This window comes from Streptomyces sp. NPDC002785 (genome assembly GCF_040295565.1).
Classification (GTDB): Bacteria; Actinomycetota; Actinomycetes; order Streptomycetales; family Streptomycetaceae; genus Streptomyces.
The window spans coordinates 52,070-74,722 of sequence record NZ_JBEOVN010000012.1 but is presented as its reverse complement, the minus strand read 5'-3'; the positions used below and the strand labels follow the sequence as shown (position 1 = coordinate 74,722).

Sequence of the window (22,653 nt, the reverse complement as noted above, 5' to 3'; positions counted from 1 at the left end):
CTCCCCGCATCAGTGGGATCAGCCCGTGTAGGGCTTCGCCTCGAGGATCTTCACGGTGGCCGTCTTGCCGTTCGGCAGCTCGTACTCGGCGTCCTCGCCCATCTTCTTGCCGTTCACGCCGGTGCCGAGCGGCGACTGCGGGGAGTACGTCTCGATGTCCGAGCTCGCGTATTCGCGCGAGGCGAGCAGGAAGGTCATCGTGTCGTCCGGGTCGCCGTCGAAGGCGATCGTCACAACCATGCCGGGCTCGACCACGCCGTCGTCGGCAGGTGACTCGCCGACCTTCGCGTGCTCCAGGAGCTGGGTGAGCTGGCGCACCCGCAACTCCATCTTGCCCTGCTCCTCCTTGGCCGCGTGGTACCCGCCATTTTCCCGGAGGTCACCCTCCTCACGGGCCGCCGCGATCTTTACGGAGATTTCCGTGCGCGCGGGACCAGACAGGTACTCCAGCTCGGCCTTGAGCTGGTTGTACGCCTCCTGCGTGAGCCAGGTGACGTTTTCGCTGGTCTGGGTCACAGGGTGCTCCTCGTCGGTGCTGGGAATACAAAGCATCGCCCTACCCGTAAGCATGTGCCTCCACGGGTGGGCGAAACCACGAGCCTAACAATTCCCCAGGAAAAGGGGGAGAAGGTAAATCGCCAGGACTGCGTATGTGCAGGTCAGTGCCCGCAACAGCGGTTCAGCACCGGCGTGCGGTGGTCAATGCGCCGCCCCGCCGTCGTCGGTACAGCCCAGCAGCTCGACGCTGGTCGCCCTGGATGTCGTACGCAGTGACAGGACGCGGTCGATACGGTCCGTGCGGTCGTCGAAGCGGAAGTCCTTGCGGGCCACGTCGCTGCCGTCCTCGTGCTGCGAGCGGAGCGTGCAGTAGCCCTTGGTGTCGGTGCCCTTGCGCACCTCCAGGTGCACCTCGACCCGTTGGTCGGAGACGACCTTGAACTTGATCACCTCGGCGCTGATGCCCTGGCCGGCGATGTAGTCGTAACCGATCCAGCCGATCATTCCGAGAAGAGCGACGCCCAGCACCGAACCGATGATCTTGAGTTTGCGGTCCGCGCGCTGGTCCGCGGAGCGGCCGTAGCGGTTCTCCGGAGGCGCTTCGCGCACCGCAGTCATGATCGTTCCTCCCGTACCAGGGATCCAGGAATTTTCCGCCCCCCGGTTCGGTCACTATAGAAGCCTGCCACCCGCCACCCGACCGCCACCCCACGCCGACGTCCCTTCGGGACGACGCCTCTCGGTGGCGTCCAATCAACGAGGATCGAGTCTTGACTGAGCAGCTGCGACTGATGGCCGTTCACGCCCACCCCGACGACGAGTCGAGCAAGGGCGCGGCCACCATGGCCAAGTATGTGTCCGAGGGGGTGGACGTGCTGGTCGTGACCTGCACGGGAGGCGAGCGCGGCTCCATCCTCAACCCGAAGCTCCAGGGCGACGCGTACGTCGAGGAAAACATCCATGAGGTGCGCAAGAAGGAAATGGACGAGGCCCGGGAGATCCTGGGCGTCGAGCAGGAGTGGCTCGGCTTCGTCGACTCGGGTCTGCCGGAGGGCGACCCGCTGCCGCCGCTGCCCGAGGGCTGCTTCGCGCTGGAGGACGAGAAGAAGGCCGCGGGGCGTCTCGTTCGCAGCATCCGTGCGTTCCGGCCGCAGGTCGTCACGACGTACGACGAGAACGGCGGGTACCCGCACCCCGACCACATCATGACCCACAAGATCACGATGATCGCCTTCGACGGTGCGTCGGACGCCGAGACGTTCCCCGAGTCGGAGTTCGGTCCGGTCTGGCAGCCGCAGAAGCTCTACTACAACCAGGGCTTCAACCGGCCGCGCACGGTGGCGCTCCACGAGGCGCTGCTGGCCCGTGGCCTGGAGTCCCCGTACGGCGAGTGGCTGAAGCGCTGGAAGGAGTTCGAGCGCGACGAACGCACGCTGACCACGCATGTTCCGTGCGCGGACTTCTTCGAGATCCGCGACAAGGCGCTGATCGCGCACGCGACGCAGATCGACCCCGACGGCGGCTGGTTCCGCGTCCCGATGGACATCCAGAAGGAGGTCTGGCCGACCGAGGAGTACGAGCTGGCGAAGTCTCTCGTCGATACCTCCCTCCCCGAGAGCGACCTCTTCGCGGGCATCCGCGACAATGCCTGATATGTACGCGACCCAGGCACTGACCCATCTCGTCCCTCTCGCCGGTGAGCTCGACAAGAACAAGGTGACCCCCGGCGTTCTCGGCTTCATCGTCTTCGCGGCGCTTGCCGCGGGTGTGTGGCTGCTGATGAAGTCCATGAACCGCCACATGGGCAAGGTCGACTTCGAGGAGGCCCCGGACCCGGAGGCGGCGTCGGGTGGCGCCGTTGCCGCGGGTGCGGGGTCCTCCACGGAGCGGAAGTAGGCGCGGGGCGGTACCGGGGCGTCCGGCAGCCGCCTCGGTCGCCCGGCGTCGGACGGGCGGTTGTGCCCGGCCGAGGGCGAAGACCGTCCTCGATCGCCGGACGGGCCGGTCATGGCCGGACAGGTACGCCCATGACCTCCCGTGCGTGGCGTGTGGGCGTCATGCCCAGGCGCCACGCCTGCCAGCCGTCCTCCAGGTCCACGCCGCGGTTCAGCACCACGGTGAACGCCTCCGCGAAGCCCTCCAGCTTGCTGTCGCGTGTCGGGTGGCCGGCCCGAAGCAGGTCGGCCAGTTCCTGCTGGGCCACCACGGTGCCCACCTCGCTGCCGCCGGGTGACGCGTACGGCAGCAGCGTGCAGCGCAGGAAGCGGGCCCAGTCCGCGCCCCGCCTGTCGCGGTAGGAGTCGAACAGCTCCGCGGCCTCGTCGCACAGCTCCAGCGCCTGCGGTGTGCGGTTGTTGCCCGCGTCGATCAGGGCCAGCTCCAGGCACGTCCAGGCCTCGCCGTGGGCGACGCCGATGCGCCGGAAGTCGGCCCGGGCGTCGACCAGGAGCTGGCGGGCGAAGCCGGAGTTGCGGAGGTTTCCGGTCTGCGCGGCCCGCTGGTCGCGGGTGACCCGGCCGGAGTGGTGCCGGGCGCACGCCAGCCCGTACACGTCCCGCATCCGGGAGAACATCGTGCGGGCCCGCTCCAACTGCCGCACCGCCTGGTCGGTGTCGCCACTCTCCTCCAGGGCCTGGCCCAGGTAGTACAGCGTCCACGCCTCGCCGCGCGCGTCCTCGTTGCCGCGGTGGCGGGCCAGGGCCAGGTTCAGCTCCTCGGCCGCCGGCGCCGGGTCGCCGTCCAGCAGCCGGGCGCGGGCCAGCTGGGTCAGCGCCCACGCCTCGCCGCGCTCGTCACGGGTGCGGCTGTACAGCTCCAGGGCCGTGCGCAGCGCGTCCTGCGCACGCTCCACGTCGCCCATCCGCAGCAGGGTCTGGCCCAGCTGGAACTGCGTCCACGCCTCGCCGTGCAGCGACTCGCCCTCCCGGTGCAGGGCCAGCGCGGTGTCCAGGAGCGTCAGCGCCTCCGCCAGGTGGGCCCGGTCGCGTTCGACGGCGGCCAGGGCGTGCAGCGACCAGGCCCGGTCCTCGGCCTGCTCGTCGGAGGACTGCAGCTCGATCGCCTCGCGCAGCCGCGCCGCCGCTTCGGTCAGATTGCCCTGGTGGTGCAGGGTGATGCCGAGCGAGCAGAGCGCCAGCGCCGTACCCGCCTCGTTCTGGGCCTCGCGGTAGAGCCCCACCACCGACGACAGGGTGGTGCGGGCCTTGTCCAGCTCGCCGAGCTGACGGGCCGCGATGCCGGTACGCCACTGCACGGACCGCTCCAGCAGCCCCTTGTCCACGGCCTGCGTCAACTCACTGATCTCGCCGAGCCGGTAGAGATCGCCACGCAGCAGGCAGTAGTCGCACAGCGCGCCCAGCAGATCGAGCACGGCCCCCTGGTCGACGCCCTCCGCGTGTCGCAGCGCCGACGTGATGAAGCTCGACTCGTCGTCCAGCCAACGCAGCGCCGAGTCCAGCGAACTGAACCCGTGCGAGCCGAACTGCCCCGCCCGCGTGGACATCTTGCCGTCCACCATCCGGATCACCGCACCGGCCAGCTCCGCGTAGTTCTGGATCAGCCGCTCCTGCGCCGCGGTACGGTCCGCCGCCGCCTCCTCGTCCCGCAGCCGGGCCAGGGCGAAGCGCCGTACGAGATCGTGCAGCCGGTAGCGCGAGCCCCGCACATGGTCCAGGAGCCCGGCCCCCGCCAGGGCCGTCAGCAGCCGCTCGGCCTCCTGCTCGTCGGCCGAGAGCAGCGCGGCCGCCGCCGCGGCGCCCAGGCTGGCCCGCCCGGCCAGCGCGAGCCGGCGCAGCAGCCGCCGCGCCTGCTCGGACTGATCGGTGTAGCGGAGCCACAGCGCCCGCTCGACCGGTGCGACCGGACCGTACGCGGCGAGATCGGCGGCGAGCGCGCTCCGGGTACGTGGACCGAGCGAGGAGCCCGCGATGCGCAGCGCCAGCGGCAGCCCGCCGCACAGCTCGGCGACGGTGTCCGTCGACCGGGAGTCGTACGGCCCCTGCTCCTTTGCCTCGGCAGCCTCGCGCAGCAACTCCTCCGCGCCCGCCGCGTCCAGCGCGCCGACCTCCAGATGATGGACCCGGGCCGGCAGACCGGCGGGCAGCTCCAGGGGTTCGCGGGCGGTGACCAGGACGAGACTGTCGGAACGCTCGGGGACCAGGGTGCGGACCTGGGCCGCGTCGGCGGCGTCGTCGAGGACGATCGTCACGGGTGTGCCGGTCAGATGCTGGTGGTACAGCTCGCTCAGCCGCCGCACCTGCTGCTCGGCGGAGGCCCTCTCACGGAACAGCAGCTGCTCGCGGGGCGCGCCCAGCCGGTTCAGCAGATGCAGCAGCGCGTCACGCGTCGGCAGCGGCGTCTCACCGGCCACGTCGCCGCGCAGATCCACCACACAGGCGCCCCGGAACTGGTCCTTCAGGCTGTGCGCCGCCCGTACCGCGAGGGTGGTGCGCCCGGCGCCCGGCATGCCGTGCAGGACGACGACGGTCGGCTTGGTCTCCGTCGACGCACGGGCCTCCCGCACCCACTGCGCGATCTGTGCCAGCTCGGCCCGCCGTCCCGCGAACGGCCCTTCGGAGGTGGGCAGATGACCGAACGACTGGTCGAGGAGCGCGCGCATCCGGGCCGCTGCGCTGCGGTCACCGCCGCGCAGCTGCGGGGCGGTCCGCGACGGCGCGGGGACCTTCTTCGCCGGTGCGCGCGACGAGGCGGTGAGCATCCGCTGCTGGTCGAGGAACGGGCGGATGCCCCGCACCTCCAGCGCCGCCAGCCACTGCAGCCGCAGCTGCTCGGCGCCGCCCGGCTGCCCGAGCGCGGCGGCCCGCCGGTGGGCCGCCGGCCAGTGCGAGGCGGTGACCTTGGCGACGGTCGCGGTGGCCCCCGCGACCGCGACGACGGCGCCCGCGCCGAGGGCCTGCCCCGTCGCCGTACCGAACGCGATATCCGCACCGAAGGCGGCGGCCGCGGCAACTCCGGTGACCAGCAGAGGCGTGCCCATCGCCGCCCGGCTGAACCGCTGCGACAACGACTGCTGTCCGGCCTCCGTCGCGTCCAGCGCCTGGAGAAACGCGGCGTACTCGTCGGCCGCGCCGGCCATCAGGGAATCGAGCGCGGCCCGCCCGCGCGCCATCAGCGCCCCGGCGTCGGCCCGGCCGCCCGAGCGCCGTACCTCTTCCTCCACGGCGCGTACCAACAGCCCTTCGGCTTCCGCCCGATGGCTGTCCCGCATGTGTGTCCCCCTCCGACCGCGACGTATGTGTCAGCTGACAGGCCCCCAAGTGTCCTGTCTACGACGCCCGAACGCGACAGGGCGAGCACATCGGCCGGGGGAATCCGCGGCGGCGCGCGTACGCAAGTCCCGCAGGCCGGGAACCGGAGCGGCTTCTGTGCCCGACCGTGACCACGAGCAGCGCCCCGTTCCGGTCGGACCGGCAGGGGGCTCCGCTGTCGGCCCGTTCGTACCGCGCCTCCGTGGCGTGTGGGCGGGGTACTGCCGTGTGCGCAAGGATTGGGGTATGTCCAACCGACTCGCGCACGCCACGTCCCCGTACCTCCTCCAGCATGCCGACAACCCGGTCGACTGGTGGCCCTGGTCGCCCGAGGCGTTCGAGGAGGCCCGCAGGCGGAATGTGCCGGTGCTGCTCAGCGTCGGTTACGCAAGCTGTCACTGGTGCCATGTGATGGCGCACGAATCGTTCGAGGACGACGGCGTCGCGGCCTATCTGAACGAACACTTCGTCCCGGTGAAGGTCGACCGCGAGGAGCGGCCCGACGTGGACGCCGTGTACATGGAGGCCGTACAGGCGGCGACAGGCCAGGGCGGCTGGCCGATGACCGTCTTCCTGACCGCCGACGCCGAACCCTTCTACTTCGGTACGTACTTCCCGCCCGAGCCGCGCCACGGCACGCCCTCCTTCCGCCAGGTCCTCGAAGGCGTCTCGGCCGCCTGGACCGACCGGCCCGAGGAGGTCGCCGAGGTCGCCGGGCGCATCGTCCACGACCTCACCCAGCGCTCCCTCGTACACGGCGGCGAGGGACTGCCGGGCGAGGCGGAGCTGGCGCAGGCGCTGCTCGGGCTCACCCGCGAGTACGACGACAAGCGTGGCGGGTTCGGCGGCGCGCCCAAGTTCCCGCCGTCCATGACCATCGAGTTCCTGCTGCGTCACCATGCCCGCACCGGAGCGGAAGGCGCCCTCCAGATGGCCGCCGACACCTGCGACGCGATGGCCGGCGGCGGGATGTACGACCAGCTCGGCGGCGGTTTCGCCCGCTACTCGGTAGACCCGGGGTGGATCGTTCCGCACTTCGAGAAGATGCTCTACGACAATGCGCTGCTCTGCCGGGTGTACGCACACCTGTGGCGGTCGACGGGCTCGGAGCAGGCCCGCCGGATCGCCCTGGAGACCGCCGACTTCATGGTGCGCGAGCTGCGTACGGCCGAGGGCGGTTTCGCCTCCGCGCTCGACGCCGACAGTGAGGACGGGGACGGCCGGCATGTCGAGGGCGCGTACTACGTGTGGACGCCCGAGCAGCTGCGGGAGGTCCTCGGCGATCAGGACGCGGCCTTCGCCGCCGAGCACTTCGGTGTGACGCAGGAGGGCACGTTCGAGGAGGGGGCCTCGGTCCTCCGGCTCGCACGGACGGGCACCGTGGTGGACGCGGACCGGGCCGCCGACGTACGGGCCAGGCTGCTTGCCGCGCGTGAGCTGCGCCCGCGTCCCGGGCGGGACGACAAGGTGGTCGCCGCCTGGAACGGCCTGGCGATCGCCGCGCTCGCCGAGACGGGGGCGTACTTCGGCCGGCCCGATCTGATCGAGCGCGCCACCGAGGCGGCGGATCTGCTGGTCCGGGTCCACATGGGCGAGGTCGCCCGGCTGACCCGGACATCCAAGGACGGCCGGGCGGGAGCCAACGCCGGGGTGCTGGAGGACTACGGCGATGTCGCGGAGGGCTTTCTCGCCCTGGCCGCGGTCACTGGCGAGGGCGTCTGGCTGGAGTTCGCGGGCTTCCTGCTCGACATCGTGCTCCAGCACTTCACCGGTGAGGGCGGGCAGCTGTACGACACGGCGGACGACGCCGAGCAGCTGATCCGTCGCCCGCAGGACCCCACTGACAGCGCGACTCCGGCGGGCTGGACGGCGGCGGCCGGTGCGCTGCTCTCGTACGCCGCGTACACCGGCTCCGAGGCCCATCGCACCGCCGCGGAGGGGGCGTTGGGCGTGGTGAAGGCGCTCGGCCCGCGGGTTCCCCGGTTCATCGGCTGGGGGCTCGCCGTCGCCGAGGCACTGCTCGACGGGCCGCGCGAGGTCGCGGTCGCCGGGCCGGTCGGCGGCGAACTGCACCGTACGGCGCTGCTGGGACGGGCGCCCGGTGCGGTGGTGGCGGTGGGTGAGACGGCGGGGACGGAGTTCCCGCTGCTGGCGGACCGGCCGATGGTGGGCGGGGCGCCGACGGCGTACGTGTGCAGGCACTTCGTGTGCGATGCGCCGACGACGGATCCGCAGGAACTGGCGCGGAGCCTCGGATCGAGCCGGTCCGGGGACTGAAGGCGGAGCCGTACGCGGACCGAGGCCGGAGCCCCGGCTACACCAGGTATCGACGGGCGCCGGGCCAGGTCCGTCCGCTCCTGGTACCTGCCGCCGCCGCGGACACATCGGCGGCATCCGCACCCCCGTGCCATGGCGGGGGAGGAGGCGGAAGGGGCGCTTGGACCGACCGGCAAATGGGGGGCGGCGTCGCGGGGCTGGGCACGCACATCTGCCGCGTTGTCGTCAATCACCATGGCTCTGCCATGCCTCAATCCTCCGCCTTGCAGCTGCACGCACCCAGCCCCGCTCCTTCTCCCACCCCCCATTTGCCGGTCGGTCTCAGTGGTGGTTGTAGGCCACCAGCGAGATGCCGACGTAGTGCACGACGAAGGCTGCCAGCGTCAGCGAGTGGAAGACCTCGTGGAAGCCGAACCACCGCGGTGACGGATTGGGCCGCTTGATGCCGTAGATGACGCCGCCGGCGCTGTAGAGCAGCCCGCCGACGACGACCAGCACCAGCACCGCGACGCCGCCGGTCCGCATGAAGTCCGGCAGGAAGAAGACCGCCGCCCAGCCCATCGCCAGGTAGCAGGGCGTGTAGAGCCAGCGCGGGGCGCCGACCCAGAACACCCGGAAGGCGATGCCTGCGACCGCCGCCGCCCAGACCGCCCACAGGAGCGGCGTCCCGGTCGCCTCGGGGAGCAGGAGCAGGGTCAGCGGGGTGTAGGTGCCCGCGATGATCAGGAAAATATTGGCGTGATCGAGCCTGCGGAGCACCGCCTCGCCGCGCGGCCCCCAGGTGCCGCGGTGGTAGAGGGCGCTCACACCGAACAGCAGGCACGCGGTCAGGACGTAGATGCCGCACGCGACCCGGCCGCGGACGCTGTCCGTCAGTGCGACCAGCGCGATCCCCGCGACGACCACGGCGGGAAACATTCCGGCGTGCAGCCACCCACGCATTCGTGGCTTCACCGGGACGGTGTCGGACTCGGCTGTTTCCAGCCCGGCTGGCTCGGGCGCGGCGGCGGCAGCAGTCATTCCCGCATCGTACCTACGCCACCGTAGGTAGCCGATGCGAGTGGCGATGCTCACGTGGGCGGCCCCCTGGACATATGGGTGAAACGGTCGGATGATCAAATGAGTGCGGTCGGCACCGGATGAGCGCCAGTGGGATTCGAAGGGGGCGAAGCATCCGGGTCGCAGCCCCCACGGGGCACCTACCAAACAGACACCCTCAGCAAGGAGCGATCGTGGCGCGCGACATCGCGGCTCCCCTCACTGCCCCCACCAACCACCAGGAGCTCGTTTCCTGGGTGAACGAGATCGCAGCCATCACCGAGCCGGACCAGGTGGTCTGGTGCGACGGCTCCGAAGCCGAGTACGAGCGCCTGTGCGGGGAGCTCGTGGCCAAGGGCACGTTCACGAAGCTGGACGAGACCAAGCGCCCGAACTCCTACTACGCCGCGTCCGACCCGAGCGATGTCGCCCGCGTCGAGGACCGTACGTTCATCTGCTCCGAGAAGGAGGAGGACGCGGGCCCGACGAACCACTGGAAGGCCCCCGCCGAGATGCGGGCCATCTTCACGGGTGAGCAGGGCGTCTTCCGCGGCTCCATGCGCGGCCGCACGATGTACGTCGTCCCGTTCTGCATGGGCCCCGTCGGCTCCCCGCTCTCCGCGATCGGCGTCGAGATCACCGACTCCGCGTACGTCGCCGTCTCGATGCGCACCATGACGCGCATGGGGCAGGCCGTCCTCGACGAGCTCGGCACCGACGGCTTCTTCGTCAAGGCCGTCCACACGCTCGGCGCGCCCCTGGAAGAGGGCCAGGAAGACGTTCCGTGGCCGTGCAACTCCACCAAGTACATCTCGCACTTCCCCGAGGACCGCGAGATCTGGTCGTACGGCTCCGGCTACGGCGGCAACGCCCTGCTCGGCAAGAAGTGCTACGCGCTGCGCATCGCCTCCGTCATGGCGCGCGACGAGGGCTGGCTCGCCGAGCACATGCTGATCCTGAAGCTCACGCCGCCGCAGGGCGAGGCCGCCGCCCCGACGTACATCGCCGCCGCGTTCCCGAGCGCCTGCGGCAAGACCAACCTCGCCATGCTGGAGCCCACGATCCCCGGCTGGACCGTCGAGACCATCGGCGACGACATCGCCTGGATGCGGTTCGGTGAGGACGGCCGCCTCTACGCGATCAACCCCGAGGCCGGTTTCTTCGGCGTCGCGCCCGGCACCGGCGAGCACACCAACGCCAACGCCATGAAGACCATGTGGGGCAACTCCGTCTTCACCAACGTCGCGCTCACCGACGACGGCGACGTCTGGTGGGAGGGCATGACGGAGACCGTTCCGGCCCACCTCACGGACTGGAAGGGCAACGACTGGACGCCCGCGTCCGAGACGCCCGCCGCCCACCCCAACGCCCGCTTCACCGTCCCGGCCGGCCAGTGCCCGATCATCGCGCCCGAGTGGGAGGACCCGAAGGGTGTGCCGATCTCGGCCATCCTCTTCGGTGGCCGTCGCGCCTCGGCCGTACCGCTGGTCACCGAGTCCTTCAACTGGCAGCACGGTGTCTTCCTCGGAGCCAACGTGGCCTCCGAGAAGACCGCCGCCGCCGAGGGCAAGGTCGGCGAGCTGCGCCGCGACCCGTTCGCCATGCTGCCGTTCTGCGGCTACAACATGGGCGACTACATGAACCACTGGATCAAGGTCGGCGCCGACAAGTCCGACCAGTCCAAGCTGCCGAAGATCTACTACGTGAACTGGTTCCGCAAGAACGACGCGGGCAAGTTCGTGTGGCCGGGCTTCGGCGAGAACAGCCGCGTCCTGAAGTGGATCGTCGAGCGTCTGGAGGGCAGGGCCGAGGGCGTCGAGACGCCGATCGGCGTCCTGCCCGCCAAGGGCGCCCTGGACATCGACGGCCTGGACATCTCCGACTCCGACCTGGACTTCCTGCTCAAGGTCGACAAGGAAGTCTGGCGCGAGGAGGCGGGGCTGATCCCCGAGCACCTCAACACCTTCGGTGACCACGCGCCGAAGGAACTGTGGGACGAGTACCGCGCGCTGGTCCAGCGCCTGGGCTGACGCCCTCGGCGCACCCCGCGTGGGTGCGCGCCCCACACACTCCGCGGCCGGGTCTCCGGACATCCGCCCTGACCTGTGGGGTCAACGGCCCGCCGCGGTACGGCCCCCGGAATCCCCTTACGGGACGCTGTTGGTTCAGCGTCTCCCCTTACGGTTCCGGGGGCCGCCCTGTACGCAACGGGAGCGGGCGGCTCCGGTGTGCCGCCCGCGGCGCACGGATGGGTGACGCCTGGTCCACGCGCCTCGACGGCCGTGGACCGGAGCCGTCAGTGGGCGCCGACCAGTCGCGCCGGGGAGGCGGTGGCCATCGCCACCGTGTGGGCATCCATGCGCTCGGCCGCGAGGATCGCGACGGCCGTGTCGGCGCGGGACGCGGCCACCACCAGTGCGCGGCCCGCGAGGGCATGGGCGCGGTGGTGGAGCGCGAGTGCGGGTGCATCGGTCGGACGGGCGTGCCGGGCGGGCGGCGCGCCGCGCAGTCTGGCCACCTGCTCGGCGATGCGGTCGCCCGCCGCGCCGAGGTCCAGCTCGTCGGTGACCGCGAGAAGTGCGGCCAGGTGCCCGGCGAGCTGGATGTCCAGCTCTTCCTCGCGGGAACGATGCGGGAAATCGTCGGCGTGGTCGGCCGGTGTGTGGACCGATTTGGTGCGGATCGGTTCGTACATGGATGGCCTCCTGGCGTTGCTGTGGAACCATCCTACATTGGATTTAGTCTAAAGTTATCTGCGATCGATGTCGGGGGAGAGCCGGGACCGGCCGCCCGCTAAGGCTGGCTGTATCCGTCCAGGAAGTGCGCGATCCGGGTCACCGCGTCCGTCAGATCCTTGGTCGAGGGCAGCGTCACGACACGGAAGTGATCGGGCTCCGGCCAGTTGAACCCGGTACCGTGCACGACCATGATCTTCTCGGCCCGCAGCAGGTCGAGGACCATCTGCCGGTCGTCCTTGATCTTGTAGACCTTGGGGTCGAGGCGCGGGAAGAGGTACAGCGCCCCCTTCGGCTTCACGCAGCTCACGCCCGGAATCCGGGTCAGCAGGTCGTACGCGACATCCCGTTGCTCCAGGATCCGCCCGCCCGGCAGCACCAGATCGTTGATCGACTGCCGCCCGTTGAGCGCGGTGGCCACGGCGTGCTGCGACGGCATATTGGCGCAGAGCCGCATATTGGCGAGGATCGTCAGGCCCTCGATGTACGAGGAGGCATGCGCCTTCGGACCGCAGACCGCCATCCACCCCGAGCGGTATCCGGCCACCCGGTAGTTCTTGGAGAGCCCGTTGAAGGTGAGCACCATCAGATCGGGTGCGATCGTCGCGGTCGGGGTGTGGGTCGCTCCGTCGTACAGGATCCGGTCGTAGATCTCGTCGGAGCAGACGACCAGATGGTGGCGCCGGGCGATCTCCGTCAGCCCGCGCAGCATCTCGGCGTCGTACACCGCACCCGTCGGATTGTTCGGATTGATGATCACGAGCGCCTTGGTGCGGTCGGTGATCTTCCGCTCGATGTCGGCGAGGTCCGGCATCCAGTCGGCCTGCTCGTCGCACCGGTAGTGCACGGCCGTACCGCCGGCCAGCGACACCGAGGCGGTCCACAGGGGATAGTCCGGAGCCGGTACGAGGACCTCGTCTCCGTCGTCGAGCAGCGCCTGCATCGACATCTGGATCAGTTCGGAGACACCGTTGCCCAGGTAGATGTCCTCGACGTCGAGGTCGATCCCCTTGGTCTGGTAGTGCTGCATCACCGCCCGCCGTGCGGACAGCAGGCCCTTCGCATCGCCGTAACCGTGCGCCCCGGAGAGGTTGCGCAGTATGTCTTCGAGAATCTCGGGCGGGCACTCGAACCCGAACGCGGCAGGGTTGCCGGTGTTCAGCTTGAGGATGTGGTGACCGGCTGCTTCCAGCCGCATCGCCTCCTCGAGCACGGGGCCCCGGATTTCGTAACAGACATTGGCGAGCTTCGTGGACTGGATGACCTGCATGTCCGGGAGCTTACGGCCGCGTTTCGCGCGCCGCCCGGGCTTCCCCCTCCGGTTGCCCCACCCGGGTAATACCGGCGCCCCGCCCCGTCTTCCATACCCATGCACCCACCGCCCCTGAACCGTCGGAACGCCGGGTCGGGGGCGGGGCAGGGCTTGGAATGGGCCGGAATGGGGGCGTGACGGACACGGACGGGTGAGATGCGCCACGTGAGCGGCGAATTTCGGGGCGTGAGGGGCGCTGGGAGCAGTTCGGCACTGACCCCCTGTTCCTCGGCCGTGCGCAGCAGGGTGGCGTTGCCCGCGACCTGCATGGCGAGGCTGGACACCACCCCGCGTGTGTAGTCCCCGTCGGCCAGTTGGGCGGCAGCCGCGTTCACGGAGGGTGTCATGGCGACGAGCCAGTCGGCGAGCTGCGGGGCGAAGGCCGGCGGTTCGATGTTCTCCTTGCGGATCAGGGCGAACGCGTGCGAGACCCCGGCGAACAAGCCGAGAAATCCGGCCAGGGGGGGCACCGCCGTAGCGCACCTGGCCCCCGTCGGACAGCAGAACCTCTCTGTCCAGACGCCCCAGGTGGGCCCGGGTCAGTTCCGGTGGGAGGGTCTGCCAGGCGACGAGTGAGGCTCGGACCTGTCCGTTGAGATCCACCCGCAGCGGGCTCTGCATCAACGTCATCGAGCGGTGTGGTCAGGTTCCAGGCCGGCGTCTCGTGCCAGCAACGCGGCCTGCACCCGGTTCTCGCAGCCCAGCTTGGCCAGGATCCGGCTCACATACGATTTGACCGTCGCCTCGCTCATATGGATCCGCCGACCGGCGTCCGCGTTGGACAGGCCCTCACCCAGCAGCGCCAGGACCTCCAGCTCGCGGTTGGTCAGCGCCTCCAGTCGGCGGCGGGCCTGCTCGGCTCGGTGGGCGCTCCGGCCGGACACCAACAAGTCCACGACACGGCGGGTGGCACCCGGCGACAGGTACGCGTCTCCGGCCGCGGCAGCCCGGACCGCGCGCAGGAGCTCCGCGGGCGCCGAGTCCTTGAGCAGAAAACCCACGCTGCCCCCGGTCAGGGCGCGCAGTACGTTCTGCTGTTCCCCGAAGGTTGTCAGGATCAGCACCCGCGTGTCGGGCACGGTCCGGTGCAGCTCGGCCAGGGCCGCCAGTCCGTCCATGACCGGCATCTGAATGTCGAGCAGCATGACGTCCACGCGGCGGGTCCGGGCCAGTTCGACCGCCTCACGGCCGTTCACCGCCTCGCCGACGACTTCGATGTCGTCGGCGGAGGAGAGAATCATCCTGACGCCTGCCCGGATGAGCGGCTCGTCATCCGTGACGAGAACCCTGATCATGACTCTCCTGCGCGGTCCTTGAGTGTCTACCTGCGGTCACTCGCCATCATCCCTGATCGAGCGCCCGGTACTCCTCAGTTCCTCACCTCGAAGGACTTCTTCTCGGTCAGCTTGCCGTCCTTGAAGCAGAACCGGAAGACCGGCTCCATGTCCGGATTGTTGCTGGACTCCGTGGAACTCAGGCTGAGGCATTTCGCCCCCTTGGGCACGGGCGGCGCACCCATTTCCAGGCCGTCGGTCAGGAAGCGGTTCTCCTTGGGCAACTGCTTGCGGATCTCTGCCTCGGACTGGCCCACCTTCACCGCGTCGTACTGCTTCGGCTCGATCCTGGACTTTTCCGCCTTGTTCAGGAGGACGTATCCCCCGACGCCGACGGCGGCGATCGCCAGTACCAGAGGGATCAGTACCGCCATCCCGCAGCCGATGGCTATGCCGCTTCTGTTCTTCCTGCTCATTGCTTTGGCCAGCTCCTTCAGACCGTTCCCGTTCATGACGGGACCACCCTCGTCCAAGGAGTCCCCCGGGGTCTGCTGCCAAAAGGCGCCTGTCGGATCGACGAACGTCGTCGCCACGTTGCCGGGCTCGGGGCTCGGGATACCGCCTTCCGGCGATGTGTACGGCAGCACGCCCGCCAGCCGGAAGCCGCCGTCCGCCGTCGGGCCCGCGTGCGCCATGCCCCCGATGAGCCGGGTCCGCTCACCGAGCCCGGTCAGCCCCTGGCCGCCGCTCACCACGTCCCGGCCGTTGTTCGTCGTCCCGGTTGCGGGTCCGTTGGCGACCTCCACGACCAGCGAGTCCGGCTCATACCGCAGCTCGACGGTGATCGGGGCGCCTGGGGCGTGCTTGTGGGCGTTGGTCAGGCCCTCCTGGACTATGCGGTACGCCGCGTGATCGGCGGTCGGAGGGAGCGGGCGCGGCTCCCCGGAGTGCCGCAGCTCCACGGCCGCGCCCGCGCTCCGGGATGTTTCCACCAGGCCCTCGATGCCCGCCACCCCGCGCGACAGCGCCGTGGTGTCCTCCGTCGCCGCGGCCGCGACGCCTGGGGTGGTGCGGTCCTGGTGGGGGGCCTCCGTGCTGTCCCGCATCACCTGTACCACCTCGCGCAGCTCGTGCATCGCGGCCACCGACGCCTCGCGCAGCACCCCCACTGCCTCCCGCTGCCGTCCGGTCAGCTCGCGGTCCACCTCCAGCGCGCCCGCGTGCACCGAGATGAGCACCAGCTGATGGCCGAGGCTGTCGTGCATGTCCTGCGCAATGCGCTGACGCTCCCGCGCCCGGGCCTGTCCGGCGATCATCGCGCGCTCGCGTTGCTGCTGGGCGTCGTACTCCCGGAGCGTGTCGGTCAGCATATGGTGCTGCGACCGGTAGCGGCCGGCCAGGCCGGGCACGATGATCGCGACCAGCGGCCACAAGACGCTGAAGACCAAGCGGGGCAGTGAGAGATGAGGCAGCGCCTGCACGACTGCCAGGCCGAGGTTGAGGATGTATGCGAGGGCGAAGATGCGGACGGTCTTGCCGGCCACGTCGATCCGCCGCCCCGCTGACCAGGCGGCGACGAGAACCAGCGGAGCGAGACCGCTCAACAGGACAGAGCCGACGGCGGTCACCAGCAGCACGGTCGCGGGCAGCGTCCGGCGCAAAAGCGACAGCGCTGCGATCGCCAGCCCGGTGGCAGCGATCCGTACGGTGCCGCCGTTGTCCAGGGCCGCGAGACCTGCTCCCAGCAGTCCGAACGCTACGCTCAGCAGCGATTCGCCCACGATGCGCCAGGGAGACCACATTCCGGGAGCCAGGAGAGCCCTGCCCGGGGTGGCCAGCCGCGGGGTCGCCGAACGCAGCCTCGCCGCCAGTGCCTGGCGAGCCGATGCTTTAAGGGCCGTAGATTCCACACGAGTCACCCGGCTACGTTAAGACCCCTCAACCCGCTCAGCGTCAGCCATTGGTCGCGACGGCCAACGACGAAAGTTCAACAGGTGGCCCTCCGGCCGCCGCCGCTGAACCGGCGGTGGTGAAGTACGGCGGCTGGTCAGCGTCGGGCAGAGCCAGGGGCGGGACCCGAAAACCTCCGGGAGATGGTCAGCCGTTGCGCAGCACTTCGAGCTCCGTCCAGGTCGGAGTGAAAGGCGAGGTACGGCTTTTCCAGTCCTCTTCCACGGCACGGCTCAGGCCCGCCACGGGGCGCTCGTATGCCCGGCCCGGGGACGTTACGACACCAGGCCGGCCCCCTCCAGCTCGGTCAGCCGCACGGTGCACAGACCCCCACGCTCGGCCTTCACCTCCGTCACCTTCAGCTGCGTCCCCGGCGCGAGGATGTACTCCTCCTCACCCGTGAACGCGGAGAACCGCCGGATCCCCACCGCCCGCGCGGGCGTCACCTCGAACAGCGTCCGCCGGCCACGCCCGCCGAGGAACGCGCGGGCCACACCCAGCTCGGACGTGCACGACGACACGCCCCACCACGTCACCGTCCGCCCCAACGGGTACTGGGACCGCAGATCCAGCGCCACACCACGCCACAGCGGCCGCGTCTGCGCCGGCAACGCCTCCATCGCCGAGAACAGCAACCGCAGGTACGGCAGGTACGGCACCACGCGCTCGCGGTCCGACGAGCGCAGCACGGAGTTGATCTCGCGGTAGAAGCCCGACTCGCACGTGTACAGGTAGAGGGCCGAGATCGCGTCGGCCGACAAGGCACCCACGGCCTCCCCGGACAGCGCGCCCGCGGACGCCGCCTCCGCGGCCTTCGTCTCCCCGAAACGGCTCGACAGATCGATATGCCGATCCAGGTGCGCGAGCACCCGCGAGACCGGCTCGACGGCCTTCCGGAAGTCCATCAGCGGCGTCTCGAACACCCCGGTGACGGGCGGCAGGACGAGGCCCTCGTCCTTGACGCTGGTGAGCCGCTCCAGATAAAGCTGGTGCAACTCCATCGTGGACGCGATGAACGCCCCCATCCGCTGCGCGACACCACCGTCCTCCGGCCCGCCGGCCCCGCCCGTCCCCTGGTCCCAGCCCTTCCGCGGCAGCCAGTCGACCGGCTCGGCCCCCACCGCCGCCAGGGCGTCGTTCACCTGGGCGAAGTGGTCGCCCTCGCAGAACAGATCCCCCTGCGCGGCCGGATTGGCGTGGTCCAGGTGACGGACCTGCACCCCCGGGTACTTCTTCTCCAGCCGCTGGACGACCCTCTTCAGACTCCGGGCGTGCGCGCCCCACCAGGCGAACACCACCCCCCGGTCGTCCTCCTCCACCGCGTCCTGCTTCGCCCGGAGGATCTCCTCGACGATCTGCTCGGCCACGGGGCGCCAGAACGACGTGTGCCGATCGGTCGCCATCGCCCCGTCCGCGCTCGCCGTGAGGGACGCGTTCAGCAGCAGCACACCCTGGGTGAGCATCGCCTGGAACCACTCGGGCGGCTGAACCGTGTCCTCCTTCTTCAGCAGGGCGCGGACATCGGCGATCGGGGTCTTCTTGACGATGCCGTACTTCCACATCGCGGCCGCCTTGATGAGGCAGCGGATGCTGACGACCCGGCCGAACTGGCTGTCCTTCCAGTCGTTGAAGGTGTTGTCGAACATCGCGATGCCGGTCGCGCTCTCCGCCCGCGGATAGGGGTTCTGTCCGAAGACGACCACCTTCCACTTCTCCGGCGGATGCGGCTTCAACGCCTGGAACGTCAGCTCGCGCACCGGAACGACCTCCGGGCTGCGCTTCGGGCCGATGAAGTCGGCGGCTCCCGGCTGCGCCTCGATCACCGGTCCGAGCAGCGGCAGCCACGGCTCGCCGCCACCGGTGAACAGGCCGGCCAGTCCCAGCGGATCCCCGGCCGGGCAACCGGCATCGCCCGCGGCCATCACGTCGACATCACTCACGAGGGTGGAACTCCCGATACTCGAACCGGACGCCTCCACGGGCGCCCCGGCATGCTGAACAGATGCGGCAGGGTCGTCGCCGGTGTCCGCGCCCTGGGCGGCACCGGCCTGCGAGGTCTTCGGGTCAGTGACGAAAGGAAGGCCGCTGCGGCACGTTGATCCGGACCCGCCGTGCGGACCCCGCTCCCTCGATGTCGTCGAGCTGCCCCAGTACGGCGGCCCGCAACTCGTCGTAGTCCGCGAAACCGTGGTCGTGGAAGAGGGTGTAGCCCGTCCACATCAGGTTGGCGCACACCTTCGCGGGCACCTGCCCGGTCTGCGCGCCCATCCCGACGAGGGCCACCGACCGGATGCTGCCCGGCTTCGCCCGGTTCTGCAGATGCACCGCCTGGAAGGCGGCCGCGCAGGCCAGGGCCACGTTCATCGTGTCGCTGACGTTCTGCGACGACTGGCGCATGGTGGGCGTCGAGATCAGGTACCGGGGTACGTCCGCCCCGGACGGGACGCACACCGCGCTGCCCACCGGCAGCCGTCCGCCGAACCGGTCGCGGATCGCCCGCTGCACCCGCACCTGGATGCCCGCACCGAGGTACCGCTTGACGACGGCGTCGACCCCACCGTCCATCCGGCCACGCTCGTTGGTGGGGGAGACCCAGGCGTCGGCGTCCACATCGAGAAGGGAACCCCGCCTGATCTCGACCTCCGGCGTGTCCGCGAACGCGGACCGCCAGGCCGTCACCACCTCGTCGTTGACGTCGACCAGGACGACGCTCAACGCATGCCTGACACCCACGAATTCACCCCTCTCACCCCGTGATCTCGAACAATCCCGAAGCTACCGCGCGCCACTGACAGCGCCGTTCGACAGGGTTGTCCGTCCTGTTGCAGCCCGGCAAGAATCTTCCGGTGGGCTGCTTGTGTTGGCTGCGGCTGTGCAGTGGCAGAGAGGCAAGTGCGAGCAGAGTGGCAAGTCCGAGCAGCACGATCGCCTCGGGCACGAGCTGCTCGGCGCGCCAGAGCTGGACTGGCAGCCCGATCCGGAGAAGAAGGTTACGGGCAGCACTGCTGCTCGCGGCGGGCATGGTGGGCTCGCTGATCGCGGGGACGTCCCCGGTGGAAACGCCCCTCGCGGAAACGACGAAGGGCCCGGCCTGCCGGGCCCTTCGGTTCTCTCGCTACCGCGCGCTGCGGGACTACTTCACGTCGACGAAGTCACCGGTGGCGTTGACCGCGGGGGTCGAGGTCGTACCGGCGAAGCTCCAGCGCCAGTAGCCGTCCTCCACCGCCTTGACCGTGGTCTTCAGCGTGCCGGTGCTTGAGCCCTTCACCGTCTTGACGGTGGTGTAGGTGCTGCTGTTCTTCTTCCGGAACTGGAGTTTGACCGACTGGGACGCGTAGCCCGCGTACTTACGGGTGTCCCAGTTGGCCCGGTCCAGCTTGCCCGTGACCGCGATGGTGCTGCCCTTCTTCACGGGCTCCGGGGAGGCGTTGACCGTCAGCCGCGACAGCCGCTGGAACCTGACCGAGGAGAACGTGTCCTTCTCGGTGAAGTTCCCGTCCTTGCCCCATGCGCCGGCGTATACCCGCCAGGCCGTGGCGTTGGTGTTCCACAGGTATCCGGGATCGACCGTGAAGGTGAGGGTGCAGGTCGAGGTGGTGGCGTTCGCGGCCTTGCACTTGGCCGTTTCCCCGTCCGGGTGGAACCCGAAGTCGTACAGGTTCGGGTTGCTTTCACGGCCCCTCCAGATGTAGGAGAGAGCGTCCTCGATGCCCGAGGAGTGGGACGCGGTGACGGAGACCGCCACCTTCTCGGTGGCGGTGGTACCGAGCACGATCGGCTTGCCACTGTTCACAACGACCTTGCTGATCACCGGGACGGCGTCCGCCCCCGTCAGCGCGAACGAAGGGCTGCTCGCCTGAGAGGCCGGCACGGTGAGGGCGGACAGGGCCAGGGCGCCGGAGACAGCGGCAACAGTGGCACGAATACGCATGTGTTCCCCAAGTCTGGTCTGTGGGTCTGCTGACCCGACAGACCAGACCTGGGGCGAACGTGAAAGGTTGTACACAAAGATGCGATCTTCGCGAAGATCGATTTGAGACGGCCAACACCCCGCCCCGCCCGGTCAGTCGAACCGAATCGCGGCCCAGCCCTCGCGACCGCACGGTCCCGCCCCGGACGGGCAGACCCGGCACGACTACAGGACGGCAGGCTCGACCCCCGCATCATCGGAGACGCCGCCCGCACCGGCCGGTACGAGCCGCAGTCGCTCAAGATGGTCTGGCACTGCCTCGCCCGTTTCGGCGCACCATCGCACCTGACCTGACCTGACCCGACTGGACCCGACCGGTCCGGGCACAGAATGTCGGGTCCGCCGGGGTGTGCGCCTCCTAACGTGAGTGCTCGTAAGGAAAGGAGTCCGGGGTGCTGGAGCGGCTGAATCAGGCCATGGAGCACATCGAGTGCCGTCTCGATCAGCGGATCGATGTGGCCGAGCCGGCGCGGATCGCGCTGACGTCGGAGTACCACTTCCGGCGGATGTTCTCGGCGTTGGCCGGGATGCCGCTGTCGGAGTACATCCGGCGCCGGCGGATGACGCTCGCGGGTGCCGAGGTGCTGGCGGGGGAGCGGACGCTGCTGGAGATCGCGGTGCGCTACGGCTACACCTCGGGGGAGGCGTTCGCGCGGGCGTTCCGGGCCGTGCACGGCGTCGGCCCCGGCGAGGCCAGACGGACCGGTGCGGCACTGCGGTCCCAGCCCCGGATGTCCTTCCACCTCGTGGTCGAAGGGAGCAGCAGCATGCAGTACCGGATCGTGGAGAAGGAGGAGTTCCGTGTGGTGGGGAAGAAGGCGCGGGTTCCGCTCGTGCACGAGGGGGTGAACCCGGCCATCGCCGAATTCATCCGGGGCATCGGACAGGAGACGGTGCGGCGCATCGCGGAACTGTCCGACCAGGAACCGGAGGGAATCGTCTCGGTGAGCGACAACCTCGCCGACAGCCGGGCGGAGGGGACCGAACTCGACTACTACCACGCCGTGGTGACCGGCGAGGCCGTGCCCGAGGACATGGACGCACTGGTGGTTCCGGCGGGCACCTGGGCCGTCTTCGAGAACTCCGGGCCCTTCCCGCAGGCACTCCAGTACTTGTGGCGGGATGTGTTCACCCAGTGGTTCCCGTCCAATCCGTACCGGAGCAGGCCCGGTCCCGAGATCCTTCGCACCCGGGTGTCGCAGGACGCGGGGCAGGCCGAAGCGGAGCTTTGGATCCCGGTGGAGCGGACCACGGCCTGAGACCAGGCGGCCTGAGACCGGGTGGCTCGGACCGGGCGGCTCGAGACCGGGTGGCTTGAAACCGCCCCTTGTGGGGGCCCCTGCCGTGCGCCAACATGCGCATGTCAAACCGAAGGAACTTCGGTCGCAGGGGTCGCTTGAGCCCTGCGCAGGTCACTGGAGGGGACCCCCACATGAAGAAGCCTCTCGTCGGCGCGCTGTTCACCGTTCTGCTCCTCGGGGCGGGAATCGCACCCGCGACCGCGGCCACCAGCCACGACGCGGCAGCCACCGACACGGTCAAGGCGCAGATCAAGCCCAAGGCGGTCAACTTCGCCGGGACCGTCGCGCTCAGCAACTGTTCCGGCTCCGTCGTCCGTACGCCCGACTCCCAGCCCTCCGACCCCGCGCTCGTGCTCTCCAACGGGCACTGCATGGAGTCGGGATTCCCGGGACCGGGCGAGGTCGTGTTCAATCAGCCGTCCACCCGCAGCTTCACCTTGCTGAATGCCTCGGGCAGCGGAGTCGGCACCCTGCGGGCGAGCAAGATCGCGTACGGAACGATGACCGACACCGACATATCGGTGTACCAGCTCACCCGTACCTACGCCCAGATCGAGAGCAGCTACGGCATCAAGGCGCTGGAGCTCAATACCGCGCACCCGGTCCAGGGCACCGCGATCACGGTCGTGTCCGGCTACTGGAAGCGCACGTACGCCTGCAACGTGGACGGTTTCGTCTACCGCCTCAAGGAGGGGGCGTGGACCTGGAAGGACTCGGTCCGCTACACCTCCGCCTGCCAGACCATCGGCGGTACGTCCGGCTCCCCGGTGATCGACAACGCGACCGGCAAGGTCGTCGCCGTCAACAACACGGGCAACGAGGACGGGCAGCGGTGCACGGACAACAACCCGTGCGAGGTCGACGAGAGTGGAAATGTGACGGTCCGCCAGGGCATCAACTACGCCCAGGAGACCTACGGCATCGTGCCGTGCATCGGCACCGGCAACAAGTTCGACCTGAACCGGCCCGGGTGCGCTCTGCCCAAGCCGTGAGTCTGTGAGCCTTGTCGCCGCCGCGATGCCCGGTCGGGT

General features: G+C 69.8%; 17 protein-coding genes and 2 pseudogenes. 7 read left to right on the top strand and 12 right to left on the bottom strand.

The window, feature by feature from the left end; genetic code table 11:
• Window positions 1-18 precede the first annotated feature (18 nt).
• Both greA and ABTZ94_RS05805 read right to left on the bottom strand, forming a co-directional pair.
• Window positions 19-516: a transcription elongation factor GreA gene (gene greA, locus ABTZ94_RS05810; protein ID WP_351197872.1), complete on the bottom strand. Its 498-nt coding sequence runs from the start codon at window positions 514-516 to the stop codon at window positions 19-21.
• Between the two features lie 183 nt (window positions 517-699).
• The gene (locus ABTZ94_RS05805) at window positions 700-1,116 is read right to left on the bottom strand and encodes a DUF4307 domain-containing protein (protein ID WP_351197870.1); all 417 of its coding nucleotides are present in this window, start codon (window positions 1,114-1,116) and stop codon (window positions 700-702) included.
• A gap of 152 nt (window positions 1,117-1,268) precedes the next feature.
• On the opposite strand from ABTZ94_RS05805, the gene mca reads away from it, so the two are divergent.
• Together mca and ABTZ94_RS05795 are read left to right on the top strand one after the other, a co-directional pair.
• Window positions 1,269-2,150, top strand: coding sequence for a mycothiol conjugate amidase Mca (mca, locus tag ABTZ94_RS05800; protein ID WP_351197868.1), 882 nt, complete (start codon window positions 1,269-1,271; stop codon window positions 2,148-2,150).
• A 1-nt stretch (window position 2,151) separates the two neighbouring features.
• A complete protein-coding gene (locus ABTZ94_RS05795; protein ID WP_351197866.1) occupies window positions 2,152-2,394 on the top strand; it encodes a hypothetical protein in 243 nt (80 codons plus the stop codon).
• Window positions 2,395-2,503: 109 nt separating this feature from the next.
• Here ABTZ94_RS05795 and ABTZ94_RS05790 read toward each other — a convergent pair whose 3' ends face one another.
• Window positions 2,504-5,725: a tetratricopeptide repeat protein gene (locus ABTZ94_RS05790; RefSeq protein WP_351197865.1), complete on the bottom strand. Its 3,222-nt coding sequence runs from the start codon at window positions 5,723-5,725 to the stop codon at window positions 2,504-2,506.
• A gap of 286 nt (window positions 5,726-6,011) precedes the next feature.
• On the opposite strand from ABTZ94_RS05790, the gene ABTZ94_RS05785 reads away from it, so the two are divergent.
• Complete coding sequence (locus ABTZ94_RS05785; RefSeq protein WP_351197863.1) at window positions 6,012-8,042, top strand: thioredoxin domain-containing protein; 2,031 nt, start codon at window positions 6,012-6,014, stop codon at window positions 8,040-8,042.
• A 321-nt stretch (window positions 8,043-8,363) separates the two neighbouring features.
• Here the strand turns inward: ABTZ94_RS05785 and trhA are convergent, their stop codons facing one another.
• Entirely contained in the window at window positions 8,364-9,062 is a 699-nt protein-coding gene (gene trhA / locus ABTZ94_RS05780; protein ID WP_351197861.1) for a PAQR family membrane homeostasis protein TrhA, read from the bottom strand.
• Between the two features lie 212 nt (window positions 9,063-9,274).
• Here trhA and ABTZ94_RS05775 point away from each other — a divergent pair, with 212 nt between their 5' ends.
• Entirely contained in the window at window positions 9,275-11,110 is a 1,836-nt protein-coding gene (locus ABTZ94_RS05775) for a phosphoenolpyruvate carboxykinase (GTP) (protein ID WP_351197859.1), read from the top strand.
• A 266-nt stretch (window positions 11,111-11,376) separates the two neighbouring features.
• Here ABTZ94_RS05775 and ABTZ94_RS05770 read toward each other — a convergent pair whose 3' ends face one another.
• The 8 genes and pseudogenes from ABTZ94_RS05770 to ABTZ94_RS05735 all read right to left on the bottom strand — a co-directional run bounded on the left by ABTZ94_RS05770 (window position 11,377) and on the right by ABTZ94_RS05735 (window position 20,282).
• Complete coding sequence (locus ABTZ94_RS05770) at window positions 11,377-11,775, bottom strand: SCO4983 family protein (RefSeq protein WP_351197857.1); 399 nt, start codon at window positions 11,773-11,775, stop codon at window positions 11,377-11,379.
• A gap of 98 nt (window positions 11,776-11,873) precedes the next feature.
• Entirely contained in the window at window positions 11,874-13,085 is a 1,212-nt protein-coding gene (locus ABTZ94_RS05765) for a pyridoxal phosphate-dependent aminotransferase (RefSeq protein ID WP_351197855.1), read from the bottom strand.
• A 242-nt stretch (window positions 13,086-13,327) separates the two neighbouring features.
• A pseudogene (locus tag ABTZ94_RS05760) lies at window positions 13,328-13,573 on the bottom strand (imine reductase family protein); the annotation flags it as partial.
• A 180-nt stretch (window positions 13,574-13,753) separates the two neighbouring features.
• On the bottom strand, window positions 13,754-14,422 hold the full coding sequence (locus tag ABTZ94_RS05755) for a response regulator (RefSeq protein WP_351197853.1): 669 nt from the start codon (window positions 14,420-14,422) through the stop codon (window positions 13,754-13,756).
• A gap of 74 nt (window positions 14,423-14,496) precedes the next feature.
• Entirely contained in the window at window positions 14,497-16,203 is a 1,707-nt protein-coding gene (locus tag ABTZ94_RS05750) for a sensor histidine kinase (protein WP_351197851.1), read from the bottom strand.
• Window positions 16,204-16,626: 423 nt separating this feature from the next.
• A complete protein-coding gene (locus ABTZ94_RS05745; protein WP_351197850.1) occupies window positions 16,627-18,291 on the bottom strand; it encodes an ADP-ribosyltransferase domain-containing protein in 1,665 nt (554 codons plus the stop codon).
• Between the two features lie 124 nt (window positions 18,292-18,415).
• Window positions 18,416-19,084, bottom strand: a complete 669-nt coding sequence (locus ABTZ94_RS05740) for a macro domain-containing protein (protein WP_351197848.1) — start codon at window positions 19,082-19,084, stop codon at window positions 18,416-18,418.
• A gap of 400 nt (window positions 19,085-19,484) precedes the next feature.
• Window positions 19,485-20,282, bottom strand: a complete 798-nt coding sequence (locus ABTZ94_RS05735; RefSeq protein WP_351197846.1) for a DUF5707 domain-containing protein — start codon at window positions 20,280-20,282, stop codon at window positions 19,485-19,487.
• A 207-nt stretch (window positions 20,283-20,489) separates the two neighbouring features.
• On the opposite strand from ABTZ94_RS05735, the pseudogene ABTZ94_RS05730 reads away from it, so the two are divergent.
• The 3 genes and pseudogenes from ABTZ94_RS05730 to ABTZ94_RS05720 form a co-directional block, all read left to right on the top strand.
• Window positions 20,490-20,615 (top strand): annotated as a pseudogene (locus ABTZ94_RS05730) (DUF3626 domain-containing protein); the annotation flags it as partial.
• Window positions 20,616-20,713: 98 nt separating this feature from the next.
• The gene (locus ABTZ94_RS05725) at window positions 20,714-21,580 is read left to right on the top strand and encodes an AraC family transcriptional regulator (RefSeq protein ID WP_351197844.1); all 867 of its coding nucleotides are present in this window, start codon (window positions 20,714-20,716) and stop codon (window positions 21,578-21,580) included.
• Window positions 21,581-21,753: 173 nt separating this feature from the next.
• The gene (locus ABTZ94_RS05720; protein ID WP_351197842.1) at window positions 21,754-22,614 is read left to right on the top strand and encodes a S1 family peptidase; all 861 of its coding nucleotides are present in this window, start codon (window positions 21,754-21,756) and stop codon (window positions 22,612-22,614) included.
• Window positions 22,615-22,653: the final 39 nt, after the last annotated feature.